This is a genomic window from Commensalibacter communis, assembly GCF_947179105.1.
Classification (GTDB): domain Bacteria; phylum Pseudomonadota; class Alphaproteobacteria; order Acetobacterales; family Acetobacteraceae; genus Commensalibacter; species Commensalibacter communis.
The window spans coordinates 75,843-94,916 of sequence record NZ_CAMXCK010000003.1; the positions used below are offsets into that span (position 1 = coordinate 75,843).

The 19,074-nt window shown below is 38.7% G+C and carries 17 protein-coding genes and 1 other RNA gene; 16 read left to right on the forward strand and 2 right to left on the reverse strand.

Annotation, left to right across the window (positions count from 1 at the left end):
- Positions 1–73 precede the first annotated feature (73 nt).
- The 3 genes from PQG52_RS06970 to PQG52_RS06980 all read left to right on the forward strand — a co-directional run bounded on the left by PQG52_RS06970 (position 74) and on the right by PQG52_RS06980 (position 3,551).
- On the forward strand, positions 74–1,729 hold the full coding sequence (locus tag PQG52_RS06970; protein ID WP_271828707.1) for a dihydroxyacetone kinase subunit DhaK: 1,656 nt from the start codon (positions 74–76) through the stop codon (positions 1,727–1,729).
- 470 nt (positions 1,730–2,199) lie between these two features.
- On the forward strand, positions 2,200–3,018 hold the full coding sequence (locus PQG52_RS06975; protein ID WP_271828708.1) for a glycosyltransferase family 2 protein: 819 nt from the start codon (positions 2,200–2,202) through the stop codon (positions 3,016–3,018).
- 167 nt (positions 3,019–3,185) lie between these two features.
- A complete protein-coding gene (locus tag PQG52_RS06980; protein ID WP_271828709.1) occupies positions 3,186–3,551 on the forward strand; it encodes a hypothetical protein in 366 nt (121 codons plus the stop codon).
- A gap of 137 nt (positions 3,552–3,688) precedes the next feature.
- Here PQG52_RS06980 and PQG52_RS06985 read toward each other — a convergent pair whose 3' ends face one another.
- Positions 3,689–5,023 carry a discoidin domain-containing protein gene (locus PQG52_RS06985; protein WP_271828710.1) on the reverse strand — a complete coding sequence of 445 codons (1,335 nt, stop codon included), beginning with the start codon at positions 5,021–5,023 and terminating at the stop codon, positions 3,689–3,691.
- 170 nt (positions 5,024–5,193) lie between these two features.
- Between PQG52_RS06985 and ggt the strand changes: the two genes are divergently transcribed.
- The 5 genes from ggt to recR all read left to right on the forward strand — a co-directional run bounded on the left by ggt (position 5,194) and on the right by recR (position 10,213).
- A complete protein-coding gene (gene ggt, locus PQG52_RS06990; RefSeq protein ID WP_271828711.1) occupies positions 5,194–7,020 on the forward strand; it encodes a gamma-glutamyltransferase in 1,827 nt (608 codons plus the stop codon).
- 62 nt (positions 7,021–7,082) lie between these two features.
- Positions 7,083–7,179: signal recognition particle sRNA small type (gene ffs, locus PQG52_RS06995), an RNA gene on the forward strand.
- An 81-nt stretch (positions 7,180–7,260) separates the two neighbouring features.
- Positions 7,261–9,210, forward strand: a complete 1,950-nt coding sequence (locus PQG52_RS07000; RefSeq protein ID WP_271828713.1) for a DNA polymerase III subunit gamma/tau — start codon at positions 7,261–7,263, stop codon at positions 9,208–9,210.
- 30 nt (positions 9,211–9,240) lie between these two features.
- On the forward strand, positions 9,241–9,564 hold the full coding sequence (locus PQG52_RS07005; RefSeq protein WP_271828714.1) for a YbaB/EbfC family nucleoid-associated protein: 324 nt from the start codon (positions 9,241–9,243) through the stop codon (positions 9,562–9,564).
- Positions 9,565–9,619: 55 nt separating this feature from the next.
- Positions 9,620–10,213: a recombination mediator RecR gene (gene recR, locus PQG52_RS07010; protein WP_271828715.1), complete on the forward strand. Its 594-nt coding sequence runs from the start codon at positions 9,620–9,622 to the stop codon at positions 10,211–10,213.
- 3 nt (positions 10,214–10,216) lie between these two features.
- Here the strand turns inward: recR and PQG52_RS07015 are convergent, their stop codons facing one another.
- On the reverse strand, positions 10,217–10,996 hold the full coding sequence (locus PQG52_RS07015) for a DUF1460 domain-containing protein (RefSeq protein WP_271828717.1): 780 nt from the start codon (positions 10,994–10,996) through the stop codon (positions 10,217–10,219).
- Positions 10,997–11,194: 198 nt separating this feature from the next.
- On the opposite strand from PQG52_RS07015, the gene PQG52_RS07020 reads away from it, so the two are divergent.
- From PQG52_RS07020 to PQG52_RS07055, 8 genes are all read left to right on the forward strand, one after another.
- Positions 11,195–11,356, forward strand: a complete 162-nt coding sequence (locus tag PQG52_RS07020) for an AtzG-like protein (protein ID WP_271790197.1) — start codon at positions 11,195–11,197, stop codon at positions 11,354–11,356.
- Between the two features lie 10 nt (positions 11,357–11,366).
- Positions 11,367–12,719, forward strand: a complete 1,353-nt coding sequence (locus PQG52_RS07025) for an AtzE family amidohydrolase (RefSeq protein ID WP_271828719.1) — start codon at positions 11,367–11,369, stop codon at positions 12,717–12,719.
- 45 nt (positions 12,720–12,764) lie between these two features.
- The gene (gene uraH, locus PQG52_RS07030; RefSeq protein WP_271801164.1) at positions 12,765–13,217 is read left to right on the forward strand and encodes a hydroxyisourate hydrolase; all 453 of its coding nucleotides are present in this window, start codon (positions 12,765–12,767) and stop codon (positions 13,215–13,217) included.
- A 317-nt stretch (positions 13,218–13,534) separates the two neighbouring features.
- Positions 13,535–14,383 carry a transketolase gene (locus tag PQG52_RS07035; RefSeq protein WP_271801165.1) on the forward strand — a complete coding sequence of 283 codons (849 nt, stop codon included), beginning with the start codon at positions 13,535–13,537 and terminating at the stop codon, positions 14,381–14,383.
- Positions 14,380–15,324, forward strand: a complete 945-nt coding sequence (locus PQG52_RS07040; RefSeq protein WP_271828721.1) for a transketolase family protein — start codon at positions 14,380–14,382, stop codon at positions 15,322–15,324. The genes PQG52_RS07035 and PQG52_RS07040 overlap by 4 nt, the downstream gene beginning before the upstream one ends.
- A 1-nt stretch (position 15,325) precedes the next feature.
- Complete coding sequence (locus PQG52_RS07045; RefSeq protein WP_271828723.1) at positions 15,326–16,807, forward strand: FGGY-family carbohydrate kinase; 1,482 nt, start codon at positions 15,326–15,328, stop codon at positions 16,805–16,807.
- 44 nt (positions 16,808–16,851) lie between these two features.
- Entirely contained in the window at positions 16,852–17,616 is a 765-nt protein-coding gene (locus tag PQG52_RS07050; RefSeq protein ID WP_271828725.1) for an SDR family oxidoreductase, read from the forward strand.
- A 198-nt stretch (positions 17,617–17,814) separates the two neighbouring features.
- Positions 17,815–19,074: an MFS transporter gene (locus tag PQG52_RS07055; RefSeq protein WP_271801169.1), complete on the forward strand. Its 1,260-nt coding sequence runs from the start codon at positions 17,815–17,817 to the stop codon at positions 19,072–19,074.

Consider the following 19,074-nt stretch of genomic DNA (forward strand, 5'->3'; position numbering starts at 1 on the left):
CTTGTCATGCCTGTTTGCCTTGGTGCATAGTAATAATAGTTATTTAACAATTTTAAAAATTAAGGGATGGATCATGTCGAATTTTTTTTTTAATGATCGTAAAGAACTTGTAAATGACGCTATAGAGGGGAGCTTAGTAACAGCACCTCATAAAAATCTTGCTAAACTTGATACGGATCCTTCAATGCGTATTGTTGTGCGTAGGGATTGGGACAAGAAAAAAGTAGCGGTCGTTTCTGGTGGTGGTGCAGGGCACGAGCCAGCACATCTTGGGTTCGTTGGAAAAGGCATGTTGACGGCAGCTGTTTGCGGTGATCTGTTTGCTTCCCCCAGTGTTGATGCAGTATTAACAGCAATTATCGCTGTAACAGGTGAAGCAGGTTGTTTGCTGATTATTAAAAATTATACGGGTGATCGTTTAAATTTTGGTCTAGCTGCGGAAAAAGCAAAACATTTGGGTTATAAAGTAGAAATGGTCATCGTTCGTGATGATATTTCTTTGCCAGATAATAAACAACCTCGCGGGATTGCGGGAACTGCTTTTGTTCATAAAATGGCTGGTTACGCAGCAGAAGCGGGTTATTCTTTGGCAGAGGTCAAAGAATTCGTGGACCACGCTAATAAACAAGTATTCAGTATCGGTGTGGCAATGTCTGGCTGTCATTTACCTCAGGCTAAAGGTGATGCACAACGTATTCCAGAAGGTTCTATTGAAGTTGGCTTGGGTATTCACGGCGAACCAGGTGCTAGCAAAGTTGCCACTCAAAATAGCCGTGAAGTGATCGAATTGATGTTATCTGAATTAATCCCTCATATTACCAAGAATGATCGTGTGGCGGTGATGGTGAATAATTTAGGCGGTGTTTCTGCGTTGGAAATGGGTATTTTAACCAAAGAACTCTATCATAGCACGCTTGCATCACAAATTAATTATGTTGTTGGGCCAGCTTTGGTTGTGACCGCTCTGGATATGAAGGGCTTATCGTTAAGCCTTTTGATTCTTGATGAAAAAATTGAAAAAGCATTAACTGCGCCAACAGAAGCATCTTCTTGGGTTGGGGCTGTAAAGCCTGAAAAAATGTCTGTTGTTTCTTTGGAAACTGTTGACACGAAAGTTCAATATACACCTTCTGATGATAAGCTCTCTGGTCAAATCGTCGATGTCGTTACCCAGACATTAAGTGAGCTTGAAGATGAGCTAAACGCGCTTGATGCCAAGGTTGGTGATGGCGATACAGGTGCAACTTTCGCGGCTGGTGCGCGTGGGATATCCGCTTTGTTAAAAGCTAACGATTTACCTTTGGCAGATCAGTCAAAGCTATGCTTGGTTATTGGAGAACGTTTGGCCGTAGTGATGGGCGGTTCCAGTGGGGTGTTATTCTCAATCTTCTTTACGGGCGCTGGTCAAAAACTAGCCGAGGGTAAATCTCTGGTCGAGGGGTTGTTGTTTGGATTGAATCAAATGAAACATTATGGTGGTGCTGACCTTGGTGACAGAACCATGATTGACGCATTGCAGCCTGCTTTAGAAGCCTTACAACAAAGCAATAGTTTGGAAGAAGCTGCAAAAGCTGCAGGTAAAGGTGCAGAAGATACCGCAAAATCAACCAAAGCAAATGCGGGTCGTTCTTCTTACTTGAATAGTGACAGCTTGTCTGGAAATCCTGATCCTGGAGCGGTGGCTGTGGCTAAAGTGTTTGCAGCATTACTTAAAGCAAATATTGTTTAGCAATTATTTTTGACAAAGCATAAATGAATTAAAAGCCATGTTCTAGTATTAGAACATGGCTTTTATTATAAAATATCATAAACATGTCTGTTTCATTTGCTTAACATATCGGTGATGGATACTATCAAAAAGAGGATTATTCGAATGCAAAAGAACAGTTTTATGATGCTTTAAACGCGCCAGATGGCCATCAAAATCCATTTATATTATTACGACTGGGACAGGTTTTATATAATCTGAATGATAGTAAGGCAATAGAATTTCTCATGCGTGCCTATATGCTAGAAGGCGAAAGTATTCTAGATGATGGAAATCTTATTTATTTATCCTTAGTGAAACAAACACCATGTTAATAATATTATTATCAAGCAGCAGTAAAAATGGTATTTATTAATTTTAAGCTATTTTTTATAGTGTAACAAAATGATCGAACTTTTATTGAAAAGTTTGCTTCAGTGGAGATTTGTTTGATGGGCTTTCCCTCTCTTCGTATTGCAGTGATAACAAAATGTTATCAAGAACATGTTATGTTGCCTGTATGGATCAAGCATTACAGCCGTTTAGTTGGTGAGGAAAATTTATTTATTCTGGATCATGGTAGTTCCCCACCTTTGCAAGTTCAAAATAATATTTATGTTGAGCGTATTTCACGACAAGAATATTTAGATGAATCGGAAACGGTTCGTATTATCAGTGAATGGCAACAAAAATTATTGCAAACTTATGATTGGGTTATTTTTGTTGATACTGATGAATTTATTTTACCACGCCCATCTCGTTGGAATTCACTTGGTGAATATCTATCTCAATGTTCTGCGCAGATTTGTCGTTGTGTAGGGGTGGAAGTGATTGATCCTATGATTAAACCTCCCGTTGATTGGTCAAAATCCATCTTAAGGCAGCGTTCGAACGGCGTGATTACCAGTTGGTCTTGTAAGCCATCTGTGTCATCTGTTCCAACAATTTGGGATCCAGGATTTCATCGTTGTCAAAACTCACACTCATTTGAACATGATTTGTGGTTATTTCATTTAAAATATGCAGATCAAAATCATTTATTAGAGCATTCAGAAGCTATGCGTAGAGTGCCGCGCAATCCAGAAGATATAGAAAATGGTCTTGGGATTTCTCATTTACTATCTGATGACGATATTCTAAAGCGTTTAAATCAATATAGAAGGCGAGTCAAAGAAGGCTCGTTGGATGATTATTTGGCAACGCAGCCTGATCCAAATGAAGCTGATTCTGCGTGTCTTGCTATTCCAGAAGAATTCCTTGATTGTCTATAGATTACAATCGGACCGTATTAATGTCAGAAAAAAATATTGCTCTTTTATATCAAGCAAAAGGTGATGCACAACATATTCCAGAAGGTTCAATTGGAGTTGGCTCGGGGGTATTCACGGCGAATTAGGTTGGGTTGGGCTGTAAATCCTGAAAAAAGTTTGTTATTTCTTTGGAAACTGTTGAAACGAAAGTTCAATATACACCTTCCGATGATAAGCTTTCTGGTCAAACTGTTAATGTTGTGACACAAACATTAAGCGAACTTGAAGATGAGCTAAATGCACTTGACGCCAAAGTGGGGGATGGCGATACAAGGGCAACATTTGCTGCAGGTAAAGGTGCAGAAGATACCGCAAAATCAACCAAAGCAAATGCGGGTCGTTCTTCTTATTTAAATAGTGACAGCTTGGCTGGAATCCTGATCCTGGAGCTGTGGCTGTGGCTAAAGTATTTGCAGCATTATATAAAGCAAATATTGTTTTCAGTCAGTAAAGTATGCACAACGCTAAAAATCCTTCAGTCAATCAAAGACTAGATAATCTTGTTCTAATGAGTATAATAAGTCTGATTAAGATTTATTCTTTATTATTCAAATAATATTAGTCTAACGCGAAATGTTGATTTTTACGTGATCTGGGATAATCACGTAAAAATCAGTGGGTCTATTCTTTCTTATTGGTCGTAAACTTCAACCTGGTTTAAATGTAAAATATTACGATCTAATAAGCTGATTCTCACATACTGTGCCAGAACAGCATTTACTTTAATTACTAAGGGATTTTTATCGGCTCCACCAAATAAAATACCATCTGGGTATTCAGCTACGGTTAACCAATCATCATTATTTTCAGAGATTTCAACTTTTATTCTTGAAGCCCGTTCTGCTAATTGCAAGCGATTATAAATAATAATATGGCGAATATAAATTGTTTGATGTAATTTTACTTTCCACCAAGGTTTTTCTTCATACTCTGTGTGAAAAGAATAATCTGCATTTATATTGCCACTAACAGCTCCTTTCGCATCTTGTGAGATATTTTTATGGCGTGAAAACTGTGCAGATATAGAGGATTGTTCTGCATCTGCTCCTAATGCCCAATTAATAGCTTCAGGTCTCATAATCCATCCTTCTTGTAGAGCAAGATCATTAAATTGTTTTACTGTATTAATATTACCAGTTTTTAAGATTTTTGAATAAACAAGGTCATAAAAATATTTTGGATCAAGATTTTTTAAGCCAACTCTAAGTATGGAATTTTTGAAAAATACCGAAGATATAGGCTGTTCGGATAAACATCTTTCGGGAAAATTATTACCTCTAATAGGATGGCTTATTGTGTTTGGTACATTAACCCTAGGGTCATCATAATGATAACAGTTACTAAAATTATAGTTGTGAGGTCTGCAAAAAAAATTTAATTCGTATATTTCAGGGTTTTGCATTTGATAGATAGCAGATGGGATAAATCCTTCGCAATAGGCCCAGACTTTGTTTGCTTCATACATTTTGATTCGAGTTTGCAGTAAGTGATCTATGGCTCTACTTGAAATAGCTATAAATGGAATTAAACATTTTTTTCTTTGCTCGAAATATTCTAGACTGTTATAAAATCCCCAAGTTTTGTCGGCATCGACAATTTCATGTGCTACTAGATCGACATTATTTTTTGTAATATAATCGATGACGATATCTAAATCAAAATTAATTTGCACATCATTTTCAATCATGATGATGTGAGTTGCTTCTGGAAAAGATTGGCGTAAGGCGTATAGTGGATAATCGCCATTAAACCATAAACCTTTTTCAGTTTTACTGGCAGGTAGACCAAGGTGTGTAAAATCTGCTGTATGTCTTACTTTGGAAATTTTGCCAGTATCGAGGGGGCCGTTTGTTTCATCAGCAATAATAACAAAAACTGCTTTGGTGAACGTATTTTTAATACGAAGGGCAATTTTTTTTATATCATCATTCCAGGTATGTGTTCTAAATGCTACTATTACGGACATATTGTTGACCTCATATGTAAATTAATGATTGTTTATTAAAATAAATATTCAGCTTTTAAAAGAAAAAAATAGATAGCTTAAAAAAAACTGTTGATACAAATTATAGAAAATTTGTGATTTCAACAAATTTTATATGTATAAACTAATCCTATTTTAAGAAAGAGTCGGTTATGAGAGAAAAAAAACTAAGAAACAGATTTTGTAAATTAAAATGTGTTTTTAAAGTAGTTCTACTTTCCAGTAGTTGCATTTCCATATCTGCATATGCACAAGCGGGAAAAGGTATGGACGCCTTGGCATTTGGTGGAGTGCCTGCCGCGGATATTCCAACACAACCTGTGGCGGCATATAATGGCATGGTTGTTTCTGCCAGTGATTTGGCTGCCAAAGTGGGTGCACAAGTTTTAAAAGATGGCGGAAATGCTGCGGATGCTGCGGTTGCGGTGGCTTATGCAATGGCGGTTACATATCCTGCTGCTGGGAATATTGGTGGGGGTGGATTTTTAACCATTCGCTTGCCAAATGGTCAGGCTTATTTTGTGGATTTTCGTGAAAAAGCCCCCAGTGCTGCGACTGAAACAATGTATCAAGACAAAGATGGCAAAGTCATTCCAAATGCTTCTGTGCTGGGCTGGAAAGCGGTGGGTGTTCCTGGAACTGTGGCAGGAATGGAATTGGTTCGTGAAAAATGGGGCAGCAAATCCAGAGTAGATTTAATTTCTCCTGCGATCAAACTTGCCAAAGACGGATATGTTTTAACTAAAGAAGATATTGAACTTTTCTCAACCTCTACAGCTGATTTTGCCAAAGACCCAGAAGCTGCCAAGATTTTTCTAAAAAAAGATGGTAGTGCTTGGAAAGTTGGTGATGTATTCCGTCAAGAAGATTTAGCAAGAACGCTGACTTTAATTGCGAAAAAAGGCAATGATGCATTTTACAAAGGCAAAATCGCTAAACAAATTGTTGCTGCCAGTGTTAAACATGGTGGAATTTTGCAAATGAAAGATTTTGAGACCTATCAACCTCGTATTATACAGCCTTTAACCTGTTCTTATCGTGGATACACGATTGATACAGCACCTCCTCCAAGTGGCGGTGGGGTGGCATTATGTGAAATGCTGAATATTATTGGTGGGTATGATATGCGCAAGCTGGGATTGCAAACATTACCTTCTGCTCAACGAGAAATCGAAGCAATGCGCCGTGCATATTCTGATCGTCGGGATTTAGGCGATCCGGCATTTGTGCAAAATAATATTGAACGTTTTTTAAACCCACAATATGCCGCAGATGTTCGTAAAACTCTCAATTTCAAACATGCTGTTGATTCTGCTGCTTTAGTACCAGGACAAGTCGCATTGGCTAAAACGATCAAACCTAGTGTTAAACAAACGCACGAGAAAAATGAAACAACCCATTTTTCCATCATTGATAAAGACGGTATGGCAGTGTCAATGACTTATACCTTGAATGGTTGGTTTGGGGCTCGTGTCGTTGCTGGTGCTACTGGAATCGTCATGAACGATGAAATGGATGATTTTGCTACTGCAGCAGGTCAAGCCAATATGTACGGCATTGTTGGCAGCAAAGCAAACGCCATAGCACCAGGAAAAACCCCTTTGTCATCAATGACACCAACGATTATTTCCAAAGATAATCAACCTTTTATGGTGATTGGCAGCCCTGGTGGCTCTCGTATTCCAACGATTGTATTATCAGTGTTAACAGGCGTAATTGACTATGATTTAAATATTCAACAAGCGATTAATTTGCCTCGTATCCATCAACAATGGGAACCTGTTCCCGTGCAATTAGAATTTAATGCACTGAGCCCCAAGGTTCGTGAAGCGTTAAAGAAAAAAGGATATCCTTTGGATTTATACTCTACGTGGGGCATTGCAGAAGGCATAGTTGTCGGTAAAGACAAAGATGGAAAACGGATTTATTATGGTGGCACAGACTATCGTCATCCAGGCGGTGGGGCTGTTGGTGAATAATTTTTCATAAAATGAAAAAAAAGACTTGTCATCTACCCCGTCTTTCGTGTTAGAAGAGAGGCGGTAAGTCATAAGTGGACGAATACCTTGTGAACTCGGTCAGGTCCGGAAGGAAGCAGCCATTGCGAGTATCATTCGGGTCATTTGTGGCTTGCCACCTTACATTGATCGTTAAGGGCAAAGATGCAGGTCTTTGATTAAGTTTCCTGCTTTTGTTATTTTATTTCCTGGAATGAGTTGATGACAGATCTTCCGGACGACAATTTTCCTTTACCTGACGAGACACAATCCGCTGGTTTATTCGAAGATTTACCCCAAGCTGCACCGAAAGTTGAAAAATCTTATCGTGTCTTAGCACGTAAATATCGCCCTCAGAACTTCGATGATCTGATTGGTCAAGAAGCCATGGTCAGAACCATGCGTAACGCGTTTGCGATGGGTCGTGTGGCGCATGCCTTTATGTTGACAGGGGTGCGTGGGGTTGGAAAAACTACGACCGCTCGTATTATCGCGCGTGCATTGAATTGCGTTGGAGAAGACGGCAATGATGGGCCAACAGCTGATCCTTGTGGTGTTTGTCCGAATTGTAAAGCGATTTTAGCAGATCGTCATCCTGATGTATTGGAAATCGATGCGGCCTCTCATACTGGGGTAGATGATGTTCGTGAGATCATTGAAGGGTCTCGTTTCCGTCCGTTACAAGCACGGATGAAAGTCTATATCATCGATGAAGTTCATATGCTTTCTCGGAATGCATTTAATGCATTATTAAAAACGCTGGAAGAGCCTCCAGAACAAGTTACTTTTATTTTTGCCACCACGGAAATTCGCAAAGTCCCCGTGACAGTATTATCACGTTGTCAGCGATTTGATTTACGGCGCGTTCCTCAAGAGCAATTACAAGATCATTTTACTAAACTTGCTGAACTTGAACATGTATCGATTGCCCCAGAAGCGATTAATTTAATCGCCAGAGCCGCTGACGGTTCGGTCAGAGATGGGTTATCTTTGCTAGATCAAGCGATTGCACAAAAAGATGACGAGGATGGGGCTGGACAAATTGAAGCCTCGACAGTTTCTGAAATGCTGGGCTTCGCCGATCGTGCCTTAGTATTTGATTTGTTCAAAGCCATGATGCTTGGCAAGCCAAATCAAGTCTTGGAGTTGACAGATCAAGCCTATGCGAGTGGTGCAGATTTAGGGGTATTGCTTGCAGATTTATTAGATTTGGTGCATTTACTCTCAAGAATGAAATCAGTCCCAGCTTTAAGAAATAGTTCCGAACTCTCAGAATTAGAGCGGGTTCAGGGGGGAGAGTTAGCAGACAAACTTTCTGTGCCTGTTTTGGGACGCACGTGGCAAATGCTGTTAAAGGGAATACGTGAAGTCGATATGGCACCTAATCGCAAAGCTGCGGTTGAAATGGTGCTTATCCGTTTATGTTATGTTTCTGACCTTCCATCGCCTGATGAATTGATTAAGCAGATTAAAAATGGGGGTGGCAATCCACCAACAGGCGTAAGCAAAAATACACCACCTTCATCACCAACATTATCATCATCTGCTCAAGGGGGCGGTGAAGCATTTTTATATGCTGTCGGACAAAATGGAGCTGTTTCTACTGGATATTCCCAGCCCGAAGCTGCACAAGCCTATGCTGTGCCAGAAGTTCAAGAAAATATCGAGCCTGTTCAAGAAAATATCGAGCCTGTTCAAGAAAAAACAACTTGGTACAGTTGGCGTGAAGTGGTTGTTTTTGTCAAAGAAAAGCAAGAGCGGTTATTGCATGCGCATTTAAGAAATTCAGTTCATTTGGTGAAATTTGCACCGCCAATGATTGAGTTTAGGGTTGAGGACAAAGCCCCAAATAATGTGGCACAACAGCTGTCAAAACTGTTGAATGAATATTCGACCCAGCGCTGGACGATTGTGTTGTCTCAACATCAAGGGGAACCCTCTTTGATGGAGCAAGAAGCGATCCAAGCCGAAGCAGATTTAAAAGAAGTTGGTCAAGATCCATTTATTTTAGGAATTATGCAAATTTTTCCAGGCGCAAAGCTTGGAAAACTTGTCAATCTTCAGCTAGATGAGTATGGTTTATTTCCAGAAGATATTCCACCAATGGATGATGATGCGGGGGCAATGCGTTTTGATGATCCTGAAATCCCGCCATATGATCCTGATGAATAAAATGAATTTAACGAATGGAGTTTATAGAGTATGAAAAATTTTGCTAATCTCATGAAGCAAGCATCACAGATGCAAAGTAAAATGAATGAAATGCAAGAAAAGCTGGCTTTAATTACAGTAGAAGGCTCTTCTGGTGCTGGTATGGTTACGGTGCAATTGGCTGGAAAAGGGGAAATGAAATCGATTAAAATTGATCCTAAACTTGCTGATGCCAATGAAATGGAAATGTTGCAAGATTTGATTGTTGCTGCTTATACCGAAGCACGACGTCAACTTGACGAAAAAACCAAAGAAGAAATGCAAAAAGTAACGGGCGGCATGAATTTGCCAGAGGGGTTAAATTTACCTTTTTAAATGATTATATATTACGAAGTCGTAAGTCAGTAATAAATCATTAAAGGATAGAAGAATGGGTGGCCCTGAAATAGAACGATTAATTGCTTTATTAAGTAAATTACCAGGACTGGGGCCACGTTCTGCACGCCGAGCCACTTTGGCGTTATTAAAACAACCTCAATCGCGTATGGTGCCTTTGGCTCAGGCACTTCAACAAGCAGCCGATCATGTCAAAACCTGTTCAGAATGTGGTAATTTAGACAGTTCCGATCCATGTGTAATATGCAGCAATTCTGATCGTCATGCAGAACAAATTTGCGTTGTGGAAACGGTTGGTGATTTGTGGGCTTTGGAAAAAACTGGGATTTTTAAAGGACGATACCAAGTGTTGGGTGGGTCATTATCTCCCTTAGCAGGCATTGGGCCAGAAGATTTAAATATTGCACCCTTAATACAACGATTAGAAGACCAACAAGTTAAAGAGATCATTTTGGCGTTGGGCGCAACCGTAGACGGTGTGACAACGATGCATTGGTTATATGACCGATTATTACCCTGGGGTGTTAAAATTACGCAGGTAAGCCAAGGGATTCCAATGGGTGGATCATTGGAGGTCATGGATGAAGGTACCTTGACCGCTGCCTTGACAACCAGACGCTCTGTGTAATGCTTATTGAGCGCGTAAAACCATAATTCCTGGCTTGTCTTTGATATATTCTAACAGAGGACTATCAACCACTTTGCGGTTCTTTTTTAAAGATGACGCATTACGGAAATAAACTTGGTTGCCCTTTTTAATTAAAATACCAACATGTGAGGCATCTAGTCCGTCTTTGGGGGTATAGATGCCAATAAAATCGCCTGATCTTAATTGATTGAGAACATCACTATCGACAAAGTTGCTGGGAATATAGGTGATATTTCTGGGGATGGTTCCTATGCCTGCGAGATATTCTGTACCATCAGGTTTTTGATTAAGGCGTTTAAAAACCGTTACAGCGTTCGGGCTGATTTTTTGCGTGATTTCTTCGGCATTTTTAGGAGCAATATAATACCAGTCGGAAAAGAAATGTTTACGATTAAAAAAATTGATATTTCCATCAATATATCGGACTTTAATCAGATTTTCGATGAAATCATCCACATTCCGAGATTGCGATAATGCCAGAACATAGTCGATAAAGGTAAAGCAATCAACAGCCTCTAAATTAACGACTAACTTTTCCGGATGTGTAGAAGAGCCAATTAACGTATCGCTTTTATAAGGAGTATTTAGGAAATTCTTAGAAATTTCTTCAATTGAATGATTTTTACTTTTTAAATATTGGTTAATTTCGTGTTGTGTTTTATCGCTTAAATAGGGGTGAAAAACAGCATTGGCATTGGGTAATGAAATTAAAAAGCTGCCTAATATAAAGGATAAGGGAATGATTTTCTTGGATATAATCATGATGTCTCTGTTTAAAATAATGGATTATAATGGTTACTATCATTTCTTTGAAATGACGATAAAGTAAAGAAATAATTTAAGAAAAAGATCAATTCTCTGTGCAAAAGTAATATTTGATTAAGATAATTCTGTTATGCTTGTTAAAAAGGGTTAAGATCAAGAAAGCTTAATACGTGCTTGTTCAGAAAGGAATTAATCATGCATAATGATCTATCATATCAACTTGTTCAAATGCTTTCTGACAGTATCGATTTGATTATTCCTGATAAGTGTAAAGATGGTGTGACAAAAAATACCGAGCTTTTGCATCAATATAGCAAGCTTATTCATCAATTTGATATTCCTAAAATCAAAGAATAAGGATTATATTGTGAGTATTATTAAAGAAATTACAACGCATATTCGTTCTAGGAAATATTCTGCACAACAAGTTGTTTCTCATTACTTAGATATGATCCGTCAGTGTGATCCACCGATAAATAGTGTTACCCGTCTTTTAAATGATCGTGCTTTGCAAGCAGCAGAAGAAGTGGATCACCTTATAGCGCAAGGGAAAGATCCAGGTGTATTGGCGGGTGTGCCTTTTGGTATCAAAGATTTATTCGATCTTCAAGGTGAAGTAACAACAGCAGGATCGAAACTTTTATCAAAGAATCAGCCAGCTAAACAAGATGCAGAAATTATTCGTAAGCTATGTGAGGCTGGGGCTATTCCTGTTGCAACATTAAACATGGATGAATTTGCTTATGGATTTGTAACGGATAATGCCCACCATGGAATGACTCACAACCCTCATGATTACTCTCGGTTTGCTGGGGGATCATCAGGAGGATCGGCTGCTTCTGTTGGTGGTGGATTGCTTCCTTTTGCGTTGGGATCGGATACGAATGGATCTATTCGTGTGCCAGCATCTTTATGTGGTGTATGGGGTATCAGACCAACTTATGGTTCTCTATCTATGCAAGGGGTTTTTCCTTTTGCAGACAGCTTCGATACAATTGGACCTTTTTGCCAAACGATAGAAGATTTGAAATTAATATATGACGTGATAAGTGGTAATGAATATACATCTTTATCACCTGTAACACCATCAGAACTGCGTATTGCTCAGCTGGGTGGATGGTTCGAAAAAGATGTTGATGATGATATTTTACAAACTATCCAAGAGATTATGACTCTATTTGGAAAACAAAAGAAAATTGAACTACCAAATATTAAACAAGTGCGTACAGCTTCATATTTAATGACAGCTTCCGAAGGTGGAAAGTTACATTTGCCCTTTCTTAAAAAACGCCCTATGGAATATGACCCAGCAACGAGAGATCGTTTGATAGCGGGTGCTTTATTACCCGTATCATCATATTTAAAAGCAAAGGAAATACAATATTGGTTTCAACAATATATGGCACAAATTTTCAAAGAATATGATGTGTTAATTGCACCAGCAGTGGGGTCTGTTGCGCCTGAAATTGATAATCCTGTTGTATTTGTGGATGGAAAACCAGAATCTGCACGGGTTCATCTAGGGATTTACACGCAACCACTCAGTATGAGCCAATGTCCAGTCTTATCGGTGCCTATTTATCGGAAAGGAAAGCTGCCTATTGGATTACAATTGATCGCAAAGCCTCACCATGAAGATCTATTATTTTCAATAGGTGCAGTGTTAGAACAAAAGAATATTGCAAAGGCTTCCATTATTGAACGTAATCATATGTACTGATTTATATTATTGTAATGTTCATGATGTGTTTAGAGGAAAAAGAAAATGGAAATTAAACGACGCCACTTGCTGGGGGGTATAGGAGGATCTTTGATTGTTCCTCATGCACATGCAGCAGAACCTGTGATAGAGGAGAAAAAGATGAATAATAATATCACTTTGTCCACGCATATTTTAGATATGGTTTCAGGTAAACCAGCCCCTGATGTCAAAGTTATTTTATATAAAGACACCACTAATCTTTTTGAGGGTCATACTAATATAGATGGGCGTTGCATTGTTATACCTCAAAATCAAAAAATACTTTTACCAGGTTATTATCAGCTTGCATTTCATGTTGCAGATTATTTTAAAAGGCAACAATATGTTGTAACTGATCCTCCTTTTTTGAATATTGTCAGAATAGATTTCGGTATTGCTAAAAATCCCGTTTCTGACCATTATCATGTACCCTTGTTGTTGTCTCCATATGGGTTTTCAACGTATAAAGGAAGCTAATTGAGTCCTATAAGAGTATAAAATTCAACATTAAACAGGTCAGGATTCTTTATTGCGAATCTAGGTTATTTATATTTATTTTTTTTCATGCAAATTTATTATCAATTTTTTATATAACGTCTTAACCCCTCTGTTTAGAGGGGTTTTTTATTGCTTAAAAGACGTGGCTACAAGTCCATCTCAATCACAATGGTGTTATTGTTCTAATATTTCATTGACCAATTTCCATAAAAACGATCATATCTATCTATGAATATATTATCATATAGTGAATAAATATTCATAACTGAAATCGGTTTGTTATTGGGGTTTGTTTGATGACCAGAATTCAAGAAGTTTTGCAAAAAGATGATCCAGAGCGTATTGCAAAATTAAGTCAAATTGCTTCTGAAATTCGTGTTGATATTGTCAATACAATTGCTGCAGCAAAAATGGGACATATCGGCGGCGATTTTTCAGTCACGGATATTTTAGTTTCCTTATTTTTCGGTGTGATGAACTATAGATCTCAAGACCCAAATTGGGCGGAGAGAGATCGATTTATTTTGTCGAAAGGACATTGTGCAGCTGCATTATATTCCGTGATGGCTAAAGCAGGCTATTTCAAACATGAACAACTTGGCGAATTTATGAAGCCTTTATCTTTTTTAGGGGGGCATCCAAATCGTCGTAAACTTGCAGGAATAGAAGCAAATACAGGTCCGTTGGGACATGGTTTACCCATTGGGGTTGGTTGTGCAGTTGGGGCTTCTTTGGCTAAAAAATCATATCGAACCTTTGTTGCTTTAGGGGATGGCGAATTACAAGAAGGGTCAAATTGGGAAGCAGCAATGTTTGCGGGTCATCGTAAATTAGGAAATTTGATGGCGATTGTAGATCGCAATAGACTGCAACAAGGCGCTGGCACAGAAGAAACAAACTCGTTGGATCCATTGGCAGATAAATGGCGTGCTTTTGGTTGGGATACATATGAGCTGGATGGGCATAATTTTGCGGAATTATTAAACGTGATGGAGGCTCCAGACACAGGAAAGCCAAAAGTTATTATTGCGAATACAATTAAAGGCAAAGGTGTTTCCTTTATTGAAAATAGAGTGGAATGGCACCACAAGGTTCCTTCAGCAGAGCAAAATATTCAAGCAATTAAGGAGTTAACACACTCATGACATCTTTATCTCAACAAGAAACATTTGATTGCCGTCAAATATTTGCACAAACATTAACAGAGCTGGCACGTCAGGATGAGCGCATTGTTATTGTTTGTAATGACTCTGTTGGCTCTTCAAACTTAAATGAGTTTAAAAAAGAATTTCCTGATCGTTTGGTGAATGTTGGTATTGCCGAACAAAATATGATTGGCGTTGCTGCTGGCTTGGCGAATAGCGGATTTATTCCGTTTGTTAGTTGTGCGGGTCCTTTTTTAAGTGGTCGTGCATTAGAACAAGTCAAGGCTGATGTAGCCTATAATATGTATCCTATTATTTTATGCGCACAAAGCCCAGGGATGTCTTATGGCGAATTGGGACCAACCCATCATTCTATTGAAGATTTTTCGTGGATCAGAGCACTAACAGATATTACGTTATTAAGTCCAGCAGACCCAAAGCAAACGAAGGATGCTATTCATTGGGCAGTTCAAGCGAATAAGCCTGTATATATGCGTATTAATCGCTTTAAAATCCCTAAAACAACGCCAGAGACAGCTTCGTTCGAAGTTGGTAAAGCATTGTTGTTGAAAGAAGGGAAAGATGTCACGTTAATCACGACGGGTATTTTAGTCCCTAGAGCCTTAGAAGCAGCAGCTATTTTGGAAAAAGAGGGTATTTCAGCTAGAGTCCTAAATATGCATACGCTTAATCCTATCGATAAAGAAGCAATTATTGCAGCAGCTTCTGAAACACGTGGAATTGTCACGATGGAAGAGGCGATTACAACAGGTGGTTTGGGAGCAGCGATTTCCGAAGTTGTTGTTGAAAATCATCCTACTAAAATGCGGATTTTAGGCGTTTCTCATTTTGCACCAACAGGGTCAGCTTCGTTTTTGTTAGACCATTTTGGATTAAATGTGGAAAATATTGTGAAGTCTGCTTCAGAATTAGTGGGGTAATATGATGGGCGATCCTTTAGTTCTGGCCATCGATCAAGGTAGCAGTTCAACCAAATGTGTTATTGTTGATTATAAAGGCACAATTATTGCTTGTGACAAGGTGGAAATTGGTGAAACGCATCCTTATCCAGGTCATGTAGAACAAGATGCTGAGGAGATATGGAATAGCGTTGGATTGGCTGTATCAAAAACATTAAAACAGCTACAATCGCCTTATTATGCTTCCGATGTTATTGTTGCGGGGATTAGTACGCAACGTGAATCTTTTCTTTTATGGGATCGTCAAACAGGAACCCCTTTGCACCCGTTGATTTCTTGGCAAGATCAACGTCAAGTGGATTTACCCTCAGAATGCTTTGATGAAAGCGTGCAGAAAAAAGTTAAACAATTAACAGGGTTACCATTAGATCCAATGTTTTCTGCCTCCAAAGCAAAATGGCTATTGGATCAATATGATAAAGATCGCCAACGTTCGTTAAAAGGAGAGCTCTGTCTTGGTACGATTGATTCATGGTTGCTCTTTAAAATCTATGGTGAGCATTTAATTGAAGCAGGCAATGCATCGAGAACTCAATTAATGAATGTGCATCAGGTTGATTGGGACGACGATTTATTATCTTTATTTCACGTACCAAAAGCATGTTTGCCTAATATTATTCCATCAAATGGACCTTTTCCAAAAGTGATTAAAAATTCTTTGGGTCCTTTGACTATTCCAGTTGGGGCAGTGATGGGTGACAGTCATTCAGCATTATTTGGTCATCAGGCGTTTCATATAGGGCAGGTCAAAGCAACTTATGGAACAGGATCTTCGATTATGGGTTTGATCCGTAAAGAAGATGAACTGCATTCTGGTTTATGTTTAACCATTGGGTGGATGTTTGGGGATAAGGTTGCTTATGCCGCAGAAGGAAATATTCGCTCATTAGGTGCAACACTTCGGTGGATGGCCAGTATTTTAAATATAAGTGTTACTGAATTGGTAGAATTGGGTATGGCTGGTCAGAGTGATTCCGTTGCTTTGGTTCCTGGTTTTGGTGGCTTGGGTGCGCCATGGTGGGATGAAAAAGCAGTTGGGTTAATGACTAATTTAACTTTGGGAACCACACGACAAACGATAGCCAGTGCTACGATTGAAAGTGTTGTCTATCAAGTTGCGGATGTTGTGAATGCGATACGTCGTAATGTTGGCGAAATACATCAACTTTTTGTTGATGGTGGTCCCACCAGTCATGATGGATTAATGCAATTGCAAGCAAAGATATTGGGCTGTTCAGTTTTTAGAGCTGAAAGACCAGAATTGTCAGCTTTGGGTGTTGCGTATATGGCAGGGCTTAGTAAAGAAATATGGACACAGTCAGGTTTAGATAAATTAAACAAAGCGTATAATTTATTCGAGCCTGTTTCAAAACAAGATGAACAAGATATTGGTTTTCAAAATTGGCATGAGGCGGTGAATCAATCACGCCGTGCATATGCTTAACAATGAAGAAACTATTTTGTTTAATGTGATAAAGGAATTTTAAAATGGAACTTTTTTCTCTTTCTGGTCAAAATGCTTTTGTAACGGGTGCAGGCAGTGGAATTGGACAGAAAATTGCTCTTTATCTTGCCAAGGCAGGGGCAAATGTTGGGTGTTTTGATTTGCCAAATAGTGCAGGGTTGGCGGATACAGCAGAGCAAGTAAAAAAACTTGGGCGTCAATCGATTATATTAACTGGTGATGTTACCAACCCTGATGATCTGGAAAAATCAGTCAATCAGGTTGAAACTGAATTAGGCAATTTATCGCTTGCGGTGAATTGTGCGGGTATTGCCAACGCCAACCCAGCAGAAGAAATGTCGATAGAACAATGGCAAAGATTATATGATATTAATGTTAAGGGCTTATTCTTGTCATGCCAAGCTGAAGCAAGATTAATGTTAAAACATGGTCGTGGTTCTATTGTTAATATTGCCTCTATGTCTGGTGTTATTGTTAATCGTGGCCTAATGCAAGCGCACTATAATTCTGCAAAAGCTGCCGTTATTCATATGACAAAAAGCATGGCAGTAGAGTGGGCAGAACGTGGGGTTCGTGTAAATGCAATCAGCCCAGGTTATACTGCAACACCGATGAATACTCGACCAGAAATGGTCAATCAAATGAAGCAATTTGCCTCGGAAACCCCAATGCAACGTATTGCAGAACCCGATGAAATGGCAGGACCAGCTATTTTCTTATTATCAGAAGCAGCATCTTTTTGTACGGGTGTTAATTTGCTGGTTGATGGCGGTTTTTGCTGTTGGTAAGCATTTTCTAAATTAAAAAACCATAACGATCAATAAAGCTGTTTTTATACTAGATGAATAAATAGACAGCTTTATTCAAAAGGGGACAAGAATATGTGTTTTAAAGCAAAACTATTCTTGAAAGGGAAGCTGTGCCTTCTTTTTAAAATAAAATCTACAAATTTTCTGCAATTTTATACGATGAGTAGGGGATAATTTATGTGGAGTAATTTCGTAGAAAAAGTATTCATCTCGCCTAAATTAATGTTGGGTTATATCGGGGTGATGATTTTTATGGCTGGTGAGGGCTTGGAACAAGGCTGGTTATCCCCTTATTTAATAGAACACGGTCTTAGTGTAGAAAAATCGGCATTATTATTTAGTGTATATGGGCTCAGTGCTTCTGTTTCAGCTTTTTTCTCTGGTGTATTAACGGAAATATATGGTGTCCGTCGGGTGATGTCCACTGGGCTTATTATGTTTTGTATTGGTACATTTTTCTTTTTAACATTTGGTATTTCAAGCCATAATTTTTGGATTATGTTGCCGTCTTATGCGTTAAGAGGGCTCAGCTATCCTTTATTTGCTTATGGTTTTTTGGTTTATATAACCTATGAAGCCCCTGTAAACAGATTATCAACAGCTGGAGGGATTTTTTGGTCTTGTTATGCTTGTGGGTTAAGTGTTCTTGGGGTGATGTATTCTAGTTTTGCCTTGAAATTTGTAGCACCTATTCATGTGTTATGGAGCGCACTTTTCTTTGTTTGTCTTGGGGGTGTCATTGCTTTATGGGTTGATAAAGAGGCTATTCAATCTACTAAAAAAATAGAAACCGAAGAAAAATCTTCTCTATTATATTTACTCAAAGGGATTACGATTATTTACGAAGTTCCAAAACTTGGGCTTTGTGGATTTGTAAGAATAGTGAATACGCTGGCTTGTTATGGTTTTCCTGTATTTTTACCTTTAGTGATGCAAAATTTAGGATTTACAATCAGTCAATGGCTGCAAATGTTAGCATTTTTATGGATTTCTAATATGATTGCTAATTATTTCTTTGGGCTGTTGGGCGATAAATGGGGATGGCGTAACACCGTGATGTGGGGTGGTTGTGTTGGATGTGCAATAACTACTCTCTTATTCTATTATGTTCCAACATGGGGCGGGGGCTATATTTTAACGATGGCTGCTGCAGGGGCGTATGGCGCATGTCTTGCGGCCTATACACCAATTAATGCAATTATGCCTATGCTTGCACCAGAAAACAAAGGTGCAGCTATGTCTGTATTAACACTTGCTGCGGGTCTTAGTACATTCTTTGGACCAGCTATTGTAGGATTGTTTATTAAATCAGTGGGTGCTGTGGGTGTGATTTGGGTTTATGCAGCTTTATATATCGCTGCTGCATTTGTGATGTCTTTTGTTCACATATCTAAATCTTACGCTCAGTTAAATTTAAATAAAACAGCTAAAATCTAA